Source organism: Rhodococcus sp. T2V, from assembly GCF_029269925.1.
In the GTDB taxonomy this organism is placed as follows: Bacteria; Actinomycetota; Actinomycetes; order Mycobacteriales; family Mycobacteriaceae; genus Rhodococcus_F; species Rhodococcus_F koreensis.
Window position 1 is genome coordinate 26,276 of record NZ_JARJBD010000067.1, and the last position, 19,208, is coordinate 45,483.

General features: G+C 67.6%; 18 protein-coding genes. 10 read left to right on the plus strand and 8 right to left on the minus strand.

All coding sequences use genetic code 11. The annotated features are described in order from the left end of the window. Position 1 precedes the first annotated feature (1 nt). A complete protein-coding gene (locus tag P3H15_RS37720; protein WP_276141923.1) occupies positions 2 to 520 on the plus strand; it encodes a DUF402 domain-containing protein in 519 nt (172 codons plus the stop codon). A gap of 1 nt (position 521) precedes the next feature. Here P3H15_RS37720 and coaE read toward each other — a convergent pair whose 3' ends face one another. After that, positions 522 to 1,736, minus strand: coding sequence for a dephospho-CoA kinase (gene coaE, locus P3H15_RS37725; RefSeq protein WP_276141924.1), 1,215 nt, complete (start codon positions 1,734 to 1,736; stop codon positions 522 to 524). A gap of 167 nt (positions 1,737 to 1,903) precedes the next feature. Here coaE and P3H15_RS37730 point away from each other — a divergent pair, with 167 nt between their 5' ends. Beyond that, positions 1,904 to 2,122 carry a hypothetical protein gene (locus tag P3H15_RS37730; protein ID WP_276141925.1) on the plus strand — a complete coding sequence of 73 codons (219 nt, stop codon included), beginning with the start codon at positions 1,904 to 1,906 and terminating at the stop codon, positions 2,120 to 2,122. A 158-nt stretch (positions 2,123 to 2,280) separates the two neighbouring features. Here the strand turns inward: P3H15_RS37730 and rpsA are convergent, their stop codons facing one another. Next, the gene (rpsA, locus tag P3H15_RS37735) at positions 2,281 to 3,765 is read right to left on the minus strand and encodes a 30S ribosomal protein S1 (protein WP_012687956.1); all 1,485 of its coding nucleotides are present in this window, start codon (positions 3,763 to 3,765) and stop codon (positions 2,281 to 2,283) included. Positions 3,766 to 4,015: 250 nt separating this feature from the next. On the opposite strand from rpsA, the gene P3H15_RS37740 reads away from it, so the two are divergent. Further along, a complete protein-coding gene (locus P3H15_RS37740) occupies positions 4,016 to 4,897 on the plus strand; it encodes a class I SAM-dependent methyltransferase (RefSeq protein WP_276141926.1) in 882 nt (293 codons plus the stop codon). Between the two features lie 50 nt (positions 4,898 to 4,947). Here the strand turns inward: P3H15_RS37740 and P3H15_RS37745 are convergent, their stop codons facing one another. From P3H15_RS37745 to P3H15_RS37760, 4 genes are all read right to left on the minus strand, one after another. Next, positions 4,948 to 5,709 (minus strand): amino acid ABC transporter ATP-binding protein, encoded by a 762-nt coding sequence (locus P3H15_RS37745; protein WP_276141927.1) that lies wholly within the window; start codon positions 5,707 to 5,709, stop codon positions 4,948 to 4,950. After that, positions 5,706 to 6,689 (minus strand): amino acid ABC transporter permease, encoded by a 984-nt coding sequence (locus P3H15_RS37750; protein WP_276141947.1) that lies wholly within the window; start codon positions 6,687 to 6,689, stop codon positions 5,706 to 5,708. Before P3H15_RS37750 ends, P3H15_RS37745 begins: the two co-directional genes overlap by 4 nt. A 20-nt stretch (positions 6,690 to 6,709) precedes the next feature. After that, positions 6,710 to 7,639 carry an ABC transporter substrate-binding protein gene (locus P3H15_RS37755; protein WP_276141928.1) on the minus strand — a complete coding sequence of 310 codons (930 nt, stop codon included), beginning with the start codon at positions 7,637 to 7,639 and terminating at the stop codon, positions 6,710 to 6,712. Between the two features lie 146 nt (positions 7,640 to 7,785). After that, the gene (locus P3H15_RS37760) at positions 7,786 to 8,883 is read right to left on the minus strand and encodes an isocitrate/isopropylmalate dehydrogenase family protein (protein WP_276141929.1); all 1,098 of its coding nucleotides are present in this window, start codon (positions 8,881 to 8,883) and stop codon (positions 7,786 to 7,788) included. Between the two features lie 19 nt (positions 8,884 to 8,902). Between P3H15_RS37760 and P3H15_RS37765 the strand changes: the two genes are divergently transcribed. Then, a complete protein-coding gene (locus P3H15_RS37765) occupies positions 8,903 to 9,424 on the plus strand; it encodes a 2'-5' RNA ligase family protein (protein ID WP_276141930.1) in 522 nt (173 codons plus the stop codon). Here P3H15_RS37765 and P3H15_RS37770 read toward each other — a convergent pair whose 3' ends face one another. Further along, the gene (locus P3H15_RS37770) at positions 9,425 to 10,330 is read right to left on the minus strand and encodes a DMT family transporter (RefSeq protein ID WP_276141931.1); all 906 of its coding nucleotides are present in this window, start codon (positions 10,328 to 10,330) and stop codon (positions 9,425 to 9,427) included. 194 nt (positions 10,331 to 10,524) lie between these two features. On the opposite strand from P3H15_RS37770, the gene P3H15_RS37775 reads away from it, so the two are divergent. After that, a complete protein-coding gene (locus P3H15_RS37775; protein ID WP_276141932.1) occupies positions 10,525 to 11,523 on the plus strand; it encodes a helix-turn-helix domain-containing protein in 999 nt (332 codons plus the stop codon). A gap of 70 nt (positions 11,524 to 11,593) precedes the next feature. Next, a complete protein-coding gene (gene trxA, locus P3H15_RS37780; protein WP_005260388.1) occupies positions 11,594 to 11,962 on the plus strand; it encodes a thioredoxin in 369 nt (122 codons plus the stop codon). A gap of 70 nt (positions 11,963 to 12,032) precedes the next feature. Here the strand turns inward: trxA and polA are convergent, their stop codons facing one another. Further along, positions 12,033 to 14,777: a DNA polymerase I gene (gene polA / locus P3H15_RS37785; RefSeq protein WP_276141933.1), complete on the minus strand. Its 2,745-nt coding sequence runs from the start codon at positions 14,775 to 14,777 to the stop codon at positions 12,033 to 12,035. A gap of 225 nt (positions 14,778 to 15,002) precedes the next feature. Between polA and P3H15_RS37790 the strand changes: the two genes are divergently transcribed. From P3H15_RS37790 to P3H15_RS37805, 4 genes are read left to right on the plus strand one after another with little or no spacing between them, the layout of a single operon-like run. Continuing rightward, on the plus strand, positions 15,003 to 16,373 hold the full coding sequence (locus P3H15_RS37790) for a branched-chain amino acid ABC transporter permease (RefSeq protein WP_276141934.1): 1,371 nt from the start codon (positions 15,003 to 15,005) through the stop codon (positions 16,371 to 16,373). Between the two features lie 4 nt (positions 16,374 to 16,377). Next, positions 16,378 to 17,367 (plus strand): branched-chain amino acid ABC transporter permease, encoded by a 990-nt coding sequence (locus P3H15_RS37795; RefSeq protein WP_276141935.1) that lies wholly within the window; start codon positions 16,378 to 16,380, stop codon positions 17,365 to 17,367. Further along, positions 17,360 to 18,379 (plus strand): ABC transporter ATP-binding protein, encoded by a 1,020-nt coding sequence (locus P3H15_RS37800; RefSeq protein WP_276141936.1) that lies wholly within the window; start codon positions 17,360 to 17,362, stop codon positions 18,377 to 18,379. Before P3H15_RS37795 ends, P3H15_RS37800 begins: the two co-directional genes overlap by 8 nt. Then, positions 18,376 to 19,170 (plus strand): ABC transporter ATP-binding protein, encoded by a 795-nt coding sequence (locus tag P3H15_RS37805; protein WP_276141937.1) that lies wholly within the window; start codon positions 18,376 to 18,378, stop codon positions 19,168 to 19,170. The genes P3H15_RS37800 and P3H15_RS37805 overlap by 4 nt, the downstream gene beginning before the upstream one ends. The last annotated feature ends 38 nt before the right edge of the window (positions 19,171 to 19,208 follow it).

Below are 19,208 nucleotides of genomic sequence, written 5' to 3' on the forward strand. Positions count from 1 at the left end.
CATGGCAGGCGCGACTCACGACATCCACCCACCGAAGGTCGAGTACTTCGACCTCCGCGATCACACCAACACCGACCCCAAGGGTTTCGTCCGTCACGTCGACCACTACCGCGTCGAGCCGTGGGGGCTGTACATGGCACGCAACGCCGACCACCGGCAGTTCCACTACCTGGAGTCGTGGCTGCTCCCCGACCTGGGGCTGCGCGCGTCGATCTTCCATTACCACCCGTACCACCAGCGCGATCAGGACCACTACGTCGACATCGGCACATTCACCCGCGGCGAGAACGTGTGGAAGTCGGAGGACCACTACCTGGATCTGGTCATCCGCACCGGCCGCGACACCGAACTCCTCGACGTCGACGAACTGATGGAGGCGCACCGCGTCGGCCTACTCGACGCCGCGACGGCCGAGCAGGCGATCCTCGCCGCCACCACGGCGATCGACGGAATCGCCGCACACGGCCACGACCTCGGCGGCTGGCTGGCCTCGATCGGCATGCCGATCGACTGGCGGTGACCTACGCGCTCCAGCCGGTTCGCTCGGCCCACTCCCACGCCCGGTGATACGCGCGGTCGAACCACGGGCTCTTCGCGTCGACATAGGCGGTGATCGCGTCCTGATAGTCGGTGTGACCGGCCGCCTTCTCCGCCGCGGCCTCCTTGACCGCGAGGTACTCGGCGCGGGCGTCGGTGTCCGCGCGGAGCCAGTCCCGGAACACGAGCGCGAACTGCTGCCCGGGCCACCCGTCGACCCGAAGGTGGATGTTCACGGGCCGCCCCGGATCGGCGCCGCCGTGGATTCGCTTGCCCCACAGAGCCGGATCGGTCTCGCCGCCCTGATACGAGGGCTTCGGGTCGTCAGCGGTGATGTGCTCGATGCGGGGGAACCCGGCGCCCGCGAGTGATTCCGCGAGTTCGTCCGCGACCTCGAGGTTCGCGACCGTCACCTGGACGTCGAGGACGTCCTTGGCAGGCAACCCCTCCACGGCCGTCGACCCGATGTGGTCGATCCGGACGGCGCGGTCGCCGCACACCAGCCGCAACCGGGCGATCAGCCGGTCGGCCTGGGCAGGCCACTGTGGATTCGGCGAGGCGAGTTCGGGCAGGACACGGACGACGGTCCGCGTGCGGATGTTGGACTCGAAGGGCACGAGGCGCTCGGCCCACAGTGCCCGGACCTCCGGTTCGAGCGCACCCGGGGCGCCGCTGTTGTCGAGCCGGACGTCTGCCGCCGCCCGCCGCTGATCGTCGTCCGCCTGGGCTGCGATCCGCGCCCGCGCGTCGGTCTCGGACATCCCCCGCGATCCGACGAGTCGCTGCACCCGGTCCTCGGCATCGACGAACACGACGACGACCAGGTGGAACGCGGCACCCATCCCGCCCTCGACCAGCAGCGGAATGTCCTGGACGAGCACGGCGTCCTCCGGCGCCGACTCGATCGTCTCGGTGGTGCGCGCCCCGACCAGCGGGTGGACGATGGAATTCAGCGCCAGCCGCGATTCTTCGTCCGCGAAGGCTCGCGCCGCCAGGGCCGGCCGGTCGAGCGCGCCGTCCGCCGTCAGGATCTCCTCGCCGAACCGGTCGACGAGGGCAGCGAGGCCGGGCGTTCCGGGTTCGACGACCTCCCGCGCGATCAGATCGGCGTCGACGATCACCGCCCCGAGTTCGGCGAGGACCTTCGACACGGTGGACTTACCGGCTCCTATGCCTCCAGTGAGGCCGATTCTCAACACGCCCCCAGTGTTGCACCCGCCCGCAACGACGACGCACGTCCCTCCCAGATCTCCACCCACTTCCCGCTCAGCAGACTCACCTGCCCCAAATACCACAGAAGTCCGACAGGTTCGGTTATGTTCGAGCGAACGCACCGACCTGCACCTTCTCCAAGAAGAGGAACGCCATGCGCGATCACCGCAACCAGTTCGGTCGGCACCGCCTCGGCACTGCGGGCGGGGTGCATTGCATCGAGATCCCCGAGGTGGCTTCCGCGCTCGCCGAGCATCGCCGGACCTGGCTCACGGCACTCGTCAGCCAAGGCAGGCACAGCTTCGCGACGATGCGCAAGCGCGCCGAGGTGCAGTCCTCGTCCGGGTACTTGATTCCCGCAACCGCGAACTGATCGCCCGAGCACCACCCACGCACTGTGGCCCAACCTCCGAAGAGGTTGGGCCACAGTCGTATTCAGCGCAGTCACAGTAAGGGTCCCAACGACGACACCCCGCCCCTGCAGTGCAGGGGCGGGGTGTTCGGCTGTGCCTGACGAGTCAGGCGGACGTGCTAGGCGTTGCCCGACAGCTTCTCGCGCAGAGCGGCGAGCTGTGCGTCGCTGGCCAGCGATCCACCGGCAGACTCGGACGACGAGGAGCTGGAGGACGAAGCGGCGTCGGCGTCGCCGGCACCCGACTCGGAGGAGTAGCCGGCAGCAGCGGTGGCAGCCTCGGCGGCCTCGTCTGCAGCGGTCTTCTCCATCTGAGCGGTGTGCATCTTGTGACGACGCTCAGCCTCGGCGTAGCGGTTCTCCCACTCTTCACGCTGCTTGTCGAAGCCCTCGAGCCATTCGTTGGTCTCGGGATCGAAGCCCTCGGGGAAGATGTAGTTGCCCTGCTCGTCGTAGCTGTCCGCCATGCCGTACTTGGACGGATCGAACTCGGCGTTGTAGTCCTCGTTGGCCTGCTTCAGCGACAGCGAGATGCGACGACGTTCGAGGTCGATGTCGATGACCTTGACGAGTGCATCGTCGTTGACGCCGACAACCTGGTCCGGAACCTCCACGTGGCGCTCGGCCAGCTCGGAGATGTGGACGAGGCCTTCGATTCCCTCTTCGACGCGCACGAAGGCACCGAACGGAACCAGCTTCGTGACCTTGCCGGGCACGATCTGGCCGATGGCGTGCGTGCGGGCGAACTGACGCCACGGGTCTTCCTGGGTGGCCTTGAGCGACAGGGAGACGCGCTCGCGGTCCAGGTCGACGTCGAGAACCTCGACGGTGACCTCGGTGCCGACCTCGACAACCTCGGACGGGTGGTCGATGTGCTTCCAGGACAGCTCGGACACGTGCACCAGGCCGTCGACGCCGCCCAGGTCCACGAAGGCACCGAAGTTGACGATGGAGGACACGACGCCCTTGCGGACCTGGCCCTTCTGCAGCTGGTGCAGGAACTCGCTGCGAACCTCGGACTGCGTCTGCTCGAGCCATGCGCGGCGCGAGAGGACGACGTTGTTGCGGTTCTTGTCGAGCTCGATGATCTTGGCCTCGATCTCCTTGCCGACGTACGGCTGCAGATCGCGGACACGGCGCATCTCGACGAGCGAAGCGGGAAGGAAGCCACGCAGGCCGATGTCGAGGATCAGGCCGCCCTTGACGACCTCGATGACGGTGCCCTTGACGGCCTCGTCCTTCTCCTTGAGCTCCTCGATGGTGCCCCAGGCACGCTCGTACTGAGCGCGCTTCTTCGACAGGATCAGTCGGCCTTCCTTGTCCTCCTTGGTGAGGACGAGAGCTTCGACCTCATCGCCCACGGAGACGACCTCGTTGGGGTCGACGTCGTGCTTGATGGAGAGCTCACGGGAAGGGATGACGCCTTCGGTCTTGTAACCGATGTCGAGCAGGACCTCGTCACGATCGACCTTGACGATGGTGCCTTCGACGATGTCGCCATCGTTGAAGTACTTGATCGTTGCGTCGATGGCGGCGAGGAAGTCCTCGGCGGAGCCGATGTCGTTGACGGCTACCTGCGGCGAGGTCACGGTGGTGGAGGGCATGTGTTGAGTTGCTCCGGACGGGTTGTGGTCGGTTGATGGTGTTCTGTCGGACAAGCAACCTGAACCGACGAAACATTCCCGCCGAATCAGATCACCGCAAGCGCACGGAACGACACCCGACTGGAACCGAACAAACTCGAACTGAACCGAATCCGATGCCGCACACATAGACACTCGCGTGCAATAGGCTACGCGCCCGTGGGCAAGCTGGGCAAACCCGGGCACGTTCCCACGCTCTACTCTGTTGCCCATGCCCGATCCCCGCCCGTCCGATTCTCCCCTCTCCGCCGAAGACGACCGCCACGGCACCGCCAACAGCGTCCTCGGAACGTCGGGGGTGAGCCGCGTCCGCGTCGACTCCGAGTCCAGCGAACGCGCGAGTCGCGCCTGGTGGGACGCCGACGCGGACGACTACCACCGCACCCACGGCGAGTTCCTCGGCGTGGACTCGTCCGAGGGTGAGTTCGTCTGGTGTCCGGAAGGGCTCCACGAGGGCGACTACCACCTCCTCGGCGACGTCGCGGGCAAGGACGTCCTCGAGGTGGGCTGCGGTTCCGCACCCTGTGCGCGGTGGCTGGCCGGCCAGGGCGCCCGGGCCGTCGGGCTCGACCTGTCCATGTCGATGCTGACCCGCGGGGTCGAGGCCATGCGGGCGGGTGGTCCGGCCGTGCCGCTCGTTCATGCGGGAGCCGAGCACCTCCCCTTCGCCGACGCGAGCTTCGACATCGCGTGTTCGGCTTTTGGTGCAGTTCCGTTCGTGGCGGACTCACAGCAGGTGATGAGTGAGGTCGCACGGGTCCTTCGCCCCGGCGGGCTGTGGGTGTTCGCCGTCAACCACCCGATCCGCTGGATCTTCCCGGACGATCCGGGTCCGCGCGGACTCACCGCCTCGCTGCCCTACTTCGACCGCACGCCCTACGTCGAGGTCGACGGCGACGGCGTCCCCACCTACGTCGAGCACCACCGGACCATCGGCGACCGGGTCCGCGAGATCGTCGCGGCCGGGCTGGAGGTGCGCGACATCATCGAGCCGGAGTGGCCCGAGTGGCTCGACCGGGAATGGGGGCAGTGGAGCCCGCTGCGGGGCCAGATCTTCCCCGGCACCGCCATCTTCAGCTGTCGCAAGCCGTGAGTACTTGTTAACCGCCGGCGGTTAACAAGTACTCACGGGGCCGGAGGCCACTAGAGCAGTTTCGACAAGAACAACTTGGTGCGGTCGTGCTGCGGATTGGCCAGCAACTCGCGGGGATCGCCCGCTTCGACGACGACGCCGGCGTCCATGAACACCAGCTGGTCGGCCACCTCGCGGGCGAAGCCCATCTCGTGCGTGACGACAACCATCGTCATACCGCCGGCCGCGAGATCCTTCATCACGGTGAGCACCTCCCCGACCAGCTCCGGGTCGAGGGCGGACGTCGGCTCGTCGAACAGCATCAGCTTGGGGTCCATCGCCAGCGCGCGGGCGATGGCGACGCGCTGCTGCTGACCGCCCGACAGTTGCGCCGGGTACGCGTCCGCCTTCTCGCTCAGGCCCACCTGTTCGAGAAGATCCCGTCCCCGCTCGAGCGCCTTCTTCTTGCTCAGCTTCTTCACCTGGATGGGCGCCTCGATGACGTTCTCGAGCGCCGTCCGGTGCGGGAAGAGGTTGAAGTGCTGGAAGACCATCCCGATGTCGCGGCGCTGCTTCGCCGCCGCCCGGGGGTGGAGTTCGTAGAGCTTGCCACCCCGCTCGGAGTACCCGACGATCTCGCCGTCGACGTACAGCCGGCCGGCGTTGACCTGCTCGAGGTGATTGATGCACCGCAGGAACGTCGACTTGCCCGACCCGGACGGCCCGACCAGGCACAGGACCTGGCCGGCGCCGATCTCGAGCGACACACCCTTGAGCACCTTGAGCGCCCCGAAGTTCTTGCAGACCCGGTCCGCCTTGACCATCGGCGTCATTTTCGTTCCCCTCCGGGTGTGTCGGGCAGGGTTTCGGGACCGGGTTCGATCACCAGCGGCTTGCCCTGCGCGTCGGCGAGCGCCTGCAATTGCCGCGGGGTGAGCTTGCGGGACGCCCCCTTCGAGTAGTACCGCTCCAAGTAGAACTGGCCGATCATGAGCAGGCTCGTGATGGCGAGGTACCAGGTGGCGGCCACCATCAGCAGCGGGATGGGCTGGAAGTTCGCACCCGAGATGTCCCTGGCACGTCCATACAACTCCAGGCTGTACGGCACCGCGGTGACCAGCGACGTCGTCTTCAGCATGCTGATCAGCTCGTTGCCGGTGGGCGGGATGATCACCCGCATGGCCTGTGGCAGAACCGTGCGACGCATCGTCTGCGACCACGTCATGCCGAGCGCCACCGACGCCTCGGTCTGCCCCTCGGCGACCGAGTTCACGCCCGCGCGGACGATCTCGGCCATGTACGCGGCCTCGTTGAGTCCCAGCCCGATCACCGCGAACAGGAACGCCGCGTTGATTCCCTGCAGGTCGATGTGCACGAACTGGTGGACGAACGGGATTCCCAGATCAAGCTGCTTGTAGATGGACGGGAACAGCCCCCAGAACACCAACTGCACGTAGACCGGGGTTCCGCGGAAAATCCACAGGTACCCCCACGACGCCGCCTTCAGAACCGGATTCGGCGACAGCCGCATGACGGCGAGCACGACACCGAGCACGATGGCGATGGCCATCGACAGGATCGTCAGCTGGATGGTGTTCCACGCCGCGGCCGAGATCCGGGCGTCGAACAGATACTGGGCATAGACGTCCCAGCGGTACGCCTCGTTGGTGCGCGCACCGTTGACGAACAGCGCCAGCAGCAGGCCGACGACGATCGCGGCGATCCACCGGCCGGGCCGCCGCAGGGGGATCGCCTTGATGGGTTCCGGTTCCTGCCCCGTCTCGGTGCCCGGCCGGCCCGGAGCCTTCTCCACGTCAGACACTCGTCAACCGCTCAGCTCGTGGCGCCGTTGATCTGGGAGGTGGTGATGACGCCCGCCTCGACACCCCAGTTCTGCGCGATCGTCCGGTAGGTGCCGTCGTCGATGAGGTGCTGCAGCGCCTGCTGGAGGGTCTGCGCGAGCGGCGAGCCCTTCGCGACGGGCCAGCCGTACGGCGCGGCGTCGAAGACCTCGCCCGCGGCCTCGATCTTGCCGTCACTCTGCTTGATCGCATACGCGGTGACGGGCGAGTCGGCGGACATCGCATCGACCTTGCCGAGGGCGACGGCGTTGGCCGCGTCGTCCTGGCTGTCGAACTTCACGATCTCGATGGGCGGCTTACCGGCGGCGACGCACGCCGCGCTCTTGGCGGGCACCTCCTCGAGGTCCTCGATGGTGGTCGTCTGCACGCCCACCCGGAGGCCGCACGCGTTGGTGGGGTCGACGGACTTCCCGGCGGGCTGCGCCCACTGCACTCCGGCACTGAAGTAGGTGGTGAAATCGACCGACTGCTCGCGTTCCTTGGTGTCGGTGAACGACGACATACCCATGTCGTAGCTGCCGGCCTGGATCGACGGGATGATCTTGTCGAAGTCCGCTTCGGTGTACTCCGGTGTCACACCGAGCACCTTGCCCACAGCGTCCACGAGGTCGACGTCGAAGCCGACGATCTTGCCGCTCGGATCCTTGAACTCGTTGGGCGAGTAGGGAATGTTGACGCCGACGATGATCTTGCCGGACGAGGCGATCTTCTCGGGCAGTGTCGCCGCGATGGCATCCACCTTGTCGACTTCCACGGCGACGGTGTCTTCTCCGGACGGCGAGCCGCCGCCCTCGGTATTGCTGGCGCAGCCGGCGAGCAGCAGAGCACTGCCACCCGCCAGTGCACAGATGGTGCGGGCCACGCGGCCTCGCGCGAAGACGGATCGACCAGACACTGGCATGTCCTCCAAGAATCGTGGTGCACCGAGCGAGCTACGGCGACGGAGAACTCTCGAACTCCGACTAGTCGAACGGTAGGTCACGACACCCGCAACTGCGGACGTCGTTACCGAACATTAACGGCCTGACCCGGCCCGTGGCGGCGGTTTCAGCGACGCAGTGTCCGGGCGAGGACTGTCTCGGTGAACTCGCTGGTGGATGCGAGTCCACCCAGGTCAGCTGTGGCGACCCCGGAGGCGATCGTCGCACGGACCGCGTCGCGGATACGGTGGGCCGCGCCGCCGAGATGCCGGTCGGCGCGGCGGTCCCCGAGCCACTCGAGCATCATCGCGGCCGACAGCATCAGGGCCGTCGGATTGGCCCGGTTGCGTCCCGCGATGTCGGGGGCGGCTCCGTGCGCCGCCTGCGCCATCACCTTCGTCTCGGAACTGTTGATCGACGGGGCCGTACCGAGCGAGCCGGACAGCTCGCCCGCCAGGTCCGACAGGATGTCGCCGAACATGTTCTCCGTCACCACGACGTCGAAGTCGCGCCCCCTGCGGACGAGGTGTGCGGTCATGGCGTCGACGTGCTCGTCGTCGATCCGCACGTCCGGGTAGTGGCGCTCCCCCACCTCCCGGCAGACGTCGCGGAACAGTCCGGTGGTCACCGACAGCACGTTGGCCTTGTGCACGATCGTGACGTGGCGGGCCCTCGTGCGCGCCAGCGCGAATGCGGTGTGCGCGATGCGCTCACACGCCCGCCGTGTCACGACGCCGACGGCCAGCGCCACGTCGGGAGTCGGCATGAACTCGCCGCTGCCGGAGAACATGTTCCGATCCGCGTACAAGCCTTCGGTGTTCTCCCGGACGATCACGAGGTCCATGTCCGGCACCGTCGAGGCGACGCCCTCGAGCGAGCGCGCGGGGCGGATGTTGGCGAAGAGGTCGAAACGCTTGCGCACCACTGCACCCGGAGTCAGCCGGCCGCGGAACGGCTCCGGGTAGGCGGCGCTGTCGTGCGGACCGAGGATCCAGGCGTCGAGTTCGTCCAGCGCGGACAGCGTGGAGTCGGGGATCGGCGTTCCGTGCGACTCGATGGCGCCCAGGCCGAGGGGCAGTTCCACCCAGTCGACGTCGCCGGCTCCCGCCGCGGTCACCGCGGCCGAGACCACCCGCTGGGTCGCCGGAACGATCTCGTGACCGATGCCGTCGCCGAGGAGCACCCCGACCCGGGTACCGGAAATGTTTGCCGTAGCACCGCTCATGAGGCCATCATTGCCTACCATGGTCCAGTCGGTGGAACTGCTGTTCGACGAAGCGACCGACGTTGCCGTGCGCGCCGAGTGGCAACGCCTGTGGGATGCGGGGATGCCCAGCCGCACCCGGGTTCGCGCCGAATCGAATCGGCCCCACATCACCCTGTTCGTGGCACGCCACATCCCACCCGAGATCGACGAACTACTGGGCCGCCGGATCGCGACGCCCTCGTTCCACATCCGGCTGGGCGGTCTCGTGATGTTCGGGGGCAGGCACGTCACGCTGTCCCGGTTGGTGGTGCCGTCGAAGGCCCTGCTGTCCCTGCACCGCAGCGTGTTCGATCTCGCGGAGAATGCCACGGAGGTCACGCCGCACATCCGGCCGGGCGAGTGGACGCCGCACGTGACCCTCGCGCGGCGACTGCCTGCGGATCAGATCCCGGAGGCCGCGCGGCTGCTCGACGGCGGCGACATCGTCGGCCGGGCGTCGGTGGTGCGCCGGTGGGACGGGGACGCCAAACGCGAGTGGGTGGTGACGGCACCCCCGTGATCACGGTGTGTGCGCGGTGATCGTCGCGGCGGCCCTTCGAGAAGACCGTTGGGTGACGACGATTCCCGCGATCACCGCGAGCGCCCCGAGGGGCTGGTTCCAGGAGATGTGCTCGTCGAGTGCGACCGCGCCGAGCACGACGCCGACGACCGGGGTCAGGTAGGTGACGGTGGACGCCGCGGTGGGCCCCCAGCCTCGCACCACGTTCGTGTTCCACACGAACGCCAGTCCCGTGCCGAACGCCCCGAGCCCGATCATCGACGCGACGATCGCGGGGGTCAGGTGCATCGGTGTGCTCGCGACCCACGGGGTGGCGAGCACCATGGCGGCTGCGGCGATCGACACCTGCATGAATGCGATGGTCGGAGTGCTCACGCCGCGCGGGAGGATGAACCGCCTCAGGTGGACCAATGCCACGCCGTAGGACGCGGTGGCGCCGAGGCACGCGAGTTGGGCGGGGACACTCCCGAGAATCCCCGACTGCCACGGCGCCAGCACCACGACCACACCCGTGAACCCGAGCAGGAGACCGAACAACTTTGCGTCCGTGAGCTTCTCCCCCGGCAGGAATGCCAGGGCCACCGACATCGTCATCAGCGGTGTGGTGGCGTTGTAGATACTGGCCAGCCCCGAACTGATGCCCTGCTCGGCCCAGCTGAACAGCAGCCACGGCAGCAGGCACTGCGCGACAGCCAGCACCGACAGGTGCGCCCAGGTCGCCGCTTCGCGCGGCAACCCCGTCCGGGTGATTCCGAGGACGGCGCCGAGGGTCACCGCCCCGAACACGAGTCGCCACAGCACGACCTGGGTGAAGGACAGGCCCTCGAGACCGACCTTGATGAAGAAGAAACTCGCACCCCAGGCGAGCGCCGTGCCCGCGTACTGGACCGCCGGATTTCCTCTCAAAACCGGAAGTCTCCGTGCTGGATGACTTCGTTGTGGGTGTCGGGCGTGCGGCCGGCGAGCGCCAGCGCGTCGAGCGCCAGGAACACGAGGAGTACCACGACCAGGATTGTCATGCCTTCAGCCTGGTTCCCTCGGCCTCCGAGCAAAAGTGGCAGAAACGACATAGTTGATCGTTTTCCTGCCATACTGGGTTCGTGCTGGAAAAGGTCGTCGTGCCCCTCATGCCGCTCACCGAGGCGTTCGAACTCGGCGTCGCCTGCGAGGTGTTCGGTTTCGACCGATCCGACGACGGCCTGCCCACCTACGACTTCTCCCTCGTCGCCGGCTCACCGGAACCCATCCGCACCCGTTTCGGATACGGCATCGACGTCCCGTACGACCTCGACCGGCTCGACGACGCCGACCTCATCGTCGTTCCCGCGGGCGGCACCTACGCCGAGGACGACGGCTCCTACCTGTGCGCGAAGGAGCCCGCCCCGCACATGGATCCTCTCCTCGACAAACTCCGGGCCGCGGTGGACCGCGGCGCCAAGGTCGCCAGCCTGTGCAGCGGCGCGTTCGTGCTCGGGGCCGCCGGACTGCTGGACGGACGCAAGTGCACCACCCACTGGCGGCACGCCCGGCGGCTCGCCGAACTCCACCCGGCGGCCACCGTCGACCCGAACGTCCTCTACGTCGACGACGATCCGGTCCTGACCAGCGCCGGCACCGCCGCCGGCATCGACCTGTGCCTGCACATCGTGCGCAAGGAACAGGGCAGCAAGGTGGCCAATGTGATCGCCCGGCGCATGGTCGTCCCGCCGCACCGCGACGGCGGACAGGCGCAGTACGTGGCGATGCCGCTGCCGTCGACGACCATCGACACCCTCGGTCCGCTGCTCGACTGGATGACCGAGCACCTCGCCCTCGACCTCACGGTGACCGCGGTGGCGGCCAAGGCCAACATGTCGCCCCGGACATTCGCGCGACGGTTCCAGGCCGAGACCGGGACCACCCCGGCCCGCTGGCTCAGCGACCAGCGGGTGCTGGCCGCGCAGCACCTGCTCGAGAACTCGGACCTCTCGGTCGACGTGATCGCCGAACGCGTCGGCTTCGGCGGCGGTGCGGTGCTGCGGCAGCATTTCCTCCGGCTGCGCCACACCACCCCGCAGGCGTACCGCCGCACGTTCCGGGACACGGCGCGCACCGGCTGAGGACCCCGCGGGGAAGAATCGACGGCGACGCCGCGTTGCACAGGCAGACCCACCGATCGAAAGGACCCTCGTGGCCACCAAGACTCTGACTCAGCAGAACTTCGACGAGACCGTGACCGGCAACGACGTCGTTCTGGTCGACTTCTGGGCATCGTGGTGCGGACCGTGCCGCTCCTTCGCCCCCACCTTCGAGGCCTCGTCGGAGCAGCACCCCGACGTCGTGCACGCCAAGGTCGACACGGAGGCGGAGCAGGGCATCGCCGCCGCCGCGAACATCCGCTCGATCCCGACCATCATGGCGTTCCGCGAGGGTGTGCTGGTGTTCAGTCAGCCGGGTGCGCTGCCGCCCGCGGCGCTCGAGGATCTTCTCACGCAGGTCAAGGCCCTCGACATGGACGAGGTGCGCAAGCAGATCGCCGAGCAGGCCCCCGCCGAATAGGGCGGAGGACCGCCGCGCCGAACAGGGCGGAGGACCGCCCCGGCCGGACCGAGCGGACGACCGCCGCCGCCTAGTGCGCGGCGGCGTCCCAGCTGCGACCGGTGCCGACGGACACGTCGAGCGGCACCGACAGTTCGATCGCCGAGGCCATCTTGTCGCGGACCAGCTGTTCCACCTGGTCCCGTTCCGCTTCGACGACCTCGAGCACCAGTTCGTCGTGCACCTGCAGCAGCATGCGCGACTTCAGACCCGCGTCGCGCAGCGAACGCTGCACGTCGATCATCGCGACCTTGATGATGTCGGCGGCCGTGCCCTGGATGGGGGCGTTGAGCGCGGCACGCTCGGCGACCTCCCGACGCTGGCGGTTGTCGCTGGTGAGGTCGGGCAAGTAGCGGCGGCGCCCGTACAGCGTCGACGTGTAGCCGTCCTTGCGGGCCTGTTCCACGACCTCGTGCAGGTAGTCACGCACCCCGCCGAACCGGGCGAAGTACGCCTCCATCTGCGATTTGGCCTCTTCGGTCGAGATCTTGAGCTGCGCCGCCAGACCGAACGCGCTGAGCCCGTACGCCAGCCCGTACGACATCGCCTTCACGCGGCGGCGCAGCTCGGGGGTGACCTCCTCGATCGGCACGCCGAACGCACGCGCGCCGACGAAGCTGTGCAGGTCTTCTCCGGTGTTGAACGCCTCGATCAGGCCCTCGTCACCGGACACGTGCGCCATGATCCGCATCTCGATCTGGCTGTAGTCGGCGGTGAGCAGCGAGTCGTAGCCCTCGCCGACGACGAATCCGTCGCGGATCTGGCGGCCCGCGTCCGTGCGCACCGGAATGTTCTGGAGGTTGGGCTCGGTCGACGACAGCCGGCCGGTGGCGGCGACCGTCTGGTTGAACGTCGTGTGGATCCGGCCGTCCTCGGCGACCGTCTTCAGCAGACCGTCGACGGTCACCTTCAGCCGCGTCGCGTCGCGGTGCGCGAGAAGGTGCTCGAGGAACGGGTGCGACGTCTTCTCGAACAGGTTCTGCAGCGCCTCGGCGTCCGTCGTGTAGCCGGTCTTCGTCTTCTTCGTCTTGGGCATCTCCAGCTCGTCGAACAGCACGACCTGCAGCTGCTTGGGTGACCCGAGGTTGATCTGCTTCCCGATGACCCCGTAGGCCGCCTCCGCCGCCTCGGACACCTCGGCCGCGAACCGGCTCTGCAGGTCGTGCAGGTGGTCGCCGTCGACGGCGATGCCGGACGCCTCGATGTCGGCCAGCACCGCCAGCAGCGGCAACTCCATCTCGGACAGCAGGGCAGTCGACTCGATGTTCTCGAGTTCCGTGTCGAGCGCGGCCGCGAGGTCGAGGACGGCGCGGGCACTGAGAATCTCGGTCTCGGCGGCTTCGGCGTCGACCTGATCGGCGTCGTCGAGCAGCGACAGCTGCGCCTGCCCGGTCTCCTCCACCCGCAGTTCCCTGCGCAGGTAGCGCAGCGACAGGTCGTCGAGGTTGAACGTCCGCTGCCCGGGGCGCACCAGGTACGCCGCCAGCGCGGTGTCGCTGGTGAGACCGCCGAGCACCCAGCCGCGTCCGCGCAGCGCGTGCATCGCCCACTTGGCCTCGTGCAGGGCCTTCGGCTGGGTCGCGTCCGCGAGCCAGTCGCCGAGCGCCTTCTCGTCCTCCGGTGTGGCGGACGCGGTGGCGATGTACGCGCCCTCGCCGTCGGCGGCTGCGACGGCGATCGCCGTCACGTCGCCGCCGTACGGGGTGCGGGTACCGACCACCGACACACCGGACCGCTCGCCCGCCGACGCGTGCGCCGACAGCCAGTCCGCGACCGCACCCGGTTCGAGCGCACTGCCGCGCACCTCGAAGCCCTCCTCCGCCTCGGCTTCGACCGGGGCGAGCGTCGCGAACAGCCGGTCGCGCAGCACCTTGAACTCGAGGTCGTCGAACAGCGCGTGGATCTTCTCCCGATCCCACTGCGCGAGCATCAGCTGGTCGGGGGTGTACGGCAGCGGGACGTCGCGCACCATCTCGGTGAGCTCCCGGTTGAGCAGGACGTTCGGCAGGTTCTCCCGCAGCGCGTCACCGACCTTGCCGCGAACCTTGTCGACGTTGTCGACCAGCCCGACGAGATCGCCGTACTCCTTGATCCACTTGGTGGCGGTCTTCTCCCCCACCCCGGGGATGCCCGGCAGGTTGTCGCTCGGGTCGCCGCGCAGGGCCGCGAAGTCGGGGTACTGCGCGGGTGTGAGCCCGTACTTCTCCTCGACGGCCGCCGGCGTGAACCGGGTGAGGTCCGAGACGCCCTTCTTCGGGTAGAGCACCGTCACCCCGTCGGTGACCAGCTGGAGCGAGTCCCGGTCGCCGGTCACCACGAGGACGCGGTACCCGAGCACCTCCGCCTGGGTGGTGAGCGTGGCGATGATGTCGTCGGCCTCGAAGCCCTCCTCGGCCATCACCGGGATGCCGAGGGCCCCGAGGACGTCCTTGGTGATCTCGACCTGCCCCTTGAACTCGTCCGGGGCCTTGCTGCGGTTGGCCTTGTACTCGGGGAACTTCTCGGCCCGGAACGTCTGCCGGGACACGTCGAACGCCGCCGCCACATGGGTGGGCTGTTCGTCGCGCAGCAGGTTGATCAACATCGATGTGAACCCGTAGACGGCATTGGTGACCTGACCGCTGTGCGTCTTGAAGTTCTCGGCGGGCAGGGCGTAGAACGCACGGAAGGCCAGCGAATGGCCGTCGAGCAGCATCAGGGTGGGGCGATCGTCGGACGGCGCGGCTGCGCCGGACGCGGGGGACGTGGTGGACCGGGGGGTGGTTGCAGGGCTCACGGTTGCCCAGTCTAGGGAGCGGATACGACACCGATCAGCCGGATGGTTCGATACCCAACCGAAACGTGCCGGAAATCCGAGAACCCCATTTCGCGCGACCGGAGCCGTTAGAGTCCGGAAATTGCGGCACGGGCGGTAGTCGAGCCCGTCGCCGCACGTTCCTGACCGACTACACGTCCCCGGAGGACCTGCGTGGCCCCAACCGTGAGGAAGCGACTCCCAGCAGTGAGGACGCGACCGACATCCGCGAGGAAACACACGAGACGAGGTCCGGCCACCCGGCAACTCGGCCGTGCGTTCGTCCTCGTCCTACTCGGCCTCGTCGCGGCGATCGCCTTCGGCGGTCCCGCGGCGGCGCAGGAACCCACGCCGCCGCCTCCACCGACCGCAACCAGTCAGCAACCGGCTCCGCCGGCGAACGCGGTGCGGGTCAGTGGCAATCTCAACAACGCAGGCGAACGGCTCGCGGACGTCGAGGTGCGCGCCCTCGACTCCTCGGGCACCGAGGTGGCGAAGGCGACGTCGGAGTCGAACGGTCGCTGGGAACTCCAGGTCGCGCCCGGCACGTACACGTTCGAGATCGTCGCGGACACCCTGCCCGACAACGTCAGCGTGCAGGGCACGGTCGAGCGTGAAGTGGTGGCCGGTCGCGCCAACACGGTCATCTTCTCGTTCGGCGAGGCCCGGACCGGTTCCGCGGTCCCGTTCTACGAGAAGCTGATTCGCCAGACCATCGACGGACTCCGGTTCGGACTCGTCATCGCCATCGCCGGTGTCGGGCTGAGCCTGATCTACGGCACCACCGGCCTGACGAACTTCGCGCACGGCGAACTCGTCACCCTCGGCGCGGTCGCGGCGTGGGTGATCAACGTGACGTTCGGTGTGCAGCTGATCCCGGCCACCGTCCTCGCGGTGTTCGTGGGGATCCTGATCGGCCTGCTGAACAACGCCGCGATCTGGAAACCGCTGCGAAAACGCAAGACCGGTCTGATAGCCCAGCTGGTGGTGTCGATCGGACTCGCGATCTCCCTGCGCTACCTGATCCTGATCTTCTTCTCCGATCGCGCGGAGCCGTTCGTCGACTACCAGGCGCAGGTGGAGCGGCACTGGGGGCCGATCGCGATCACCGACGCCAACCTCGTGTGCATCGCGATCAGCCTCGTCGTTCTCGTCGGAGTTGCCCTGCTGCTGCAGAAGACGCGCATCGGCAAGGCCATGCGCGCCGTGGCCGACAACCGCGACCTGGCCGCATCCTCGGGCATCGACGTCGAACGGGTGATCCGCTTCGTGTGGGGGCTCGGCGGCGGCCTGGCCGCGCTCGGCGGCGTCCTGTTCGGCATCTCCGAACTCGGCGGCCGCGTGCAGTGGGAGATGGGTTTCAAACTCCTGCTGCTGATGTTCGCCGGCATCACGCTCGGCGGACTCGGCACCGCCTACGGCGCGCTGCTCGGCTGTGTGATCGTCGGTCTGCTCGTTCAGCTGTCGACGCTGGTGATCAACCCCGACCTCAAGTACATCGGAGGACTGCTCATCTTGATCGTCATCCTGATCGTCCGGCCTCAGGGCATTCTCGGCAGCCGGCAAAGGATCGGGTGAGGGCATGGACATCGCAGGAGCACTCCAGGTCTCGCTCGCCCAGCTGATCGGCCCGTCCGCGATCTTCTACGCGCTGCTGGCAATCGGCCTCAACCTGCACTTCGGTTACGCCGGGCTGCTGAACTTCGGTCAGATCGGTTTCGCACTCCTCGGCGGCTACGGCGTCGGGATCATGACCGTCACCTACCAGCAGCCGCTGTGGGTCGGCATCCTCGTCGGTCTCGCCGCCGCCGGGTTGCTGGCCGTCGTCCTCGGTATCCCGACGCTGCGGTTGCGAGCCGACTACCTCGCCATCGTCACGATCGCCGCGTCCGAGATCCTGCGGCTGATATTCCGCTCCACCGCTTCGGATTCGATCACCGGATCCACCAACGGCCTGTTCGGCTTCGCCGATCCGTTCACCACGCTCAGCCCGTTCGACTCCGGTAAGCAGTACAACTTCCTCGGGGTGAAGTTCTACGGCGACGACCTCTGGTCGATGGTCGTCGGCTGGACTCTCGTCCTGGTGCTGTGCGGGTTCGTATACCTCCTCACGCACAGCCCGTGGGGCCGCGTCCTCAAGGCGGTCCGCGAGGACGAGGACGCTGCGCGCGCCCTCGGCAAGAACGTCTTCGTCTACAAGATGCAGGCGCTGGTCCTCGGCGGCATGATCGGCGGGCTCGGCGGTGTGTTCAACGCACTGCAGACCAAGTCGATCAACCCGGACTTCTACTCCACCGCCCAGACGTTCTTCGCGTTCGGCGCCCTCATCCTCGGCGGCGCGGCCACCGTCTTCGGACCGGTGGTCGGCGCGATGCTGTTCTGGTTCCTGCTGGCCATCCCGGACGCACTGCTGCGACAGGCCATCTCCGGTCCGGAGCCGTTGCTGCCGCTGACGGAACAGCAGGTCGGGGCCATGCGCTTCGTCCTGCTCGGCATCATGATCGCGGTGCTCATGGTCTTCCGGCCGCAGGGCATACTGGGCAACAAGCGGGAGGTGCAGCTCAATGCCTGACCACAGACTGCCGGATCATCTGCAGACCGACACGGTGCTCACCGCCGAGCAACGGGCCTCGATCTTCACCGACGTCCCGCACACCCCCGGCGCACCCAAACCCGACCCGATCCTTCTCGTCGACAACGTGTCCCGCACATTCGGCGGGCTCAAGGCCGTCGACGTGGCGCATCTGGAGATCCAGCGCGGCTGCATCACCGGACTGATCGGTCCGAACGGCGCGGGCAAGACCACCCTGTTCAACCTGCTCACCGGTTTCGACCGGCCGGACAGCGGCACGTGGTCGATGGACGGCCAGTCCCTCGGCCGGATGTATCCGCACCAGGTGGCCCGCCGCGGTGTCGTCCGCACGTTCCAGCTCACCAAGGCGCTGTCGAAGCTGACGGTGCTCGACAACGTGCGGCTCGGCGCCACCGGGCAACGCGGCGAACGGATTGTCAACACGCTGCTGCCGTGGACGTGGAAGGCGCAGGAACGCGCCGTCACCGAACGGGCCAACGAACTGCTCGCGCGGTTCACACTCGACACCAAGTCCGACGATCTCGCCGGTTCGCTGTCCGGCGGTCAGCGCAAGCTGCTCGAGATGGCGCGGGCGCTGATGACCGAGCCGACCGTGATGATGCTCGACGAGCCGATGGCCGGCGTGAACCCGGCGCTCACTCAGAGCCTGCTGGGCCACATCAAATCGCTTCGGGACGAGGGCATGACCGTCGTGTTCGTGGAACACGACATGGACGTCATCCGCGACATCAGCGACTGGGTGGTGGTGATGGCGCAGGGCAGTGTGATCGCCGAGTCCACCCCGGAGCACCTCTCGTCCAATACCGCGGTGGTCGACGCGTATCTCGGCAGCCACCACGATCAGGCGCTCGAATTCGACGACGAGGGGAATCCGGTGGGCGCGACCGCCGTTCTGGCCGAGGCACTCGAGAGCGCCGAGGCCGAAACCCTCGAGACCGGCGGCGACCTCTCCGAACCCGACATCACCGAGCTGAGGCGTGAGAACCCATGACCGAACCGACCCCAGCGGAATTCGCGGCCACACCCGAGGAGCACGCCCGGCTCGCCGAGGGCGCCCTCGTCCGCGCGGACAGTGTGGTGGCGGGCTACATCCCCGGCGTCAACATCCTCCGCGAATGCAATTTCTTCCTGCGCGAGGGAGAGATCGTCGGCATCATCGGCCCCAACGGCGCGGGTAAGTCCACTCTCCTGAAGTCATTGTTCGGGTTGATCCCGGTCCGTGAGGGCTCGGTGACCCTGCGTGGTGAGGACATCACGTCCAAACCCGCCCACGTGCTCGTGCAGAAGGGTGTCGGCTACGTCCCGCAGACGCAGAACGTCTTTCCCTCGCTCACCATCGAGGAAAACCTCGAGATGGGGATGTACCTGCGCCCCAAGCTCTTCGCGGAGAGGTTCGCGTTCGTCGGCGACCTGTTCCCACTGCTCGTCGAGCGGAAGAAGGTGAAGGCGGGCGCCCTGTCCGGAGGTGAGCGTCAGATGGTCGCCATGGGCCGGGCGCTGATGATGGATCCGTCCGTGCTGCTGCTCGACGAGCCGTCCGCCGGACTCTCCCCGATGTTCCAGGACGAGGTGTTCATCCGCTGCAAGAGGATCAACGCGGCGGGTGTCTCGGTGATCATGGTGGAACAGAACGCCCGGCGGTGCCTGCAGATCTGCGACCGCGGCTACGTCCTCGACCAGGGCCGCAATGCCTACACCGACTCGGGGCCCAACCTGATGCACGACCCGAAGGTGATCGAGCTGTACCTCGGTACCCTCGCGGGCAGCCAGGAGAAGAAGTAGTCCGAGCGGTTCCGGACACGACTGTGGGCCAGGTTTCC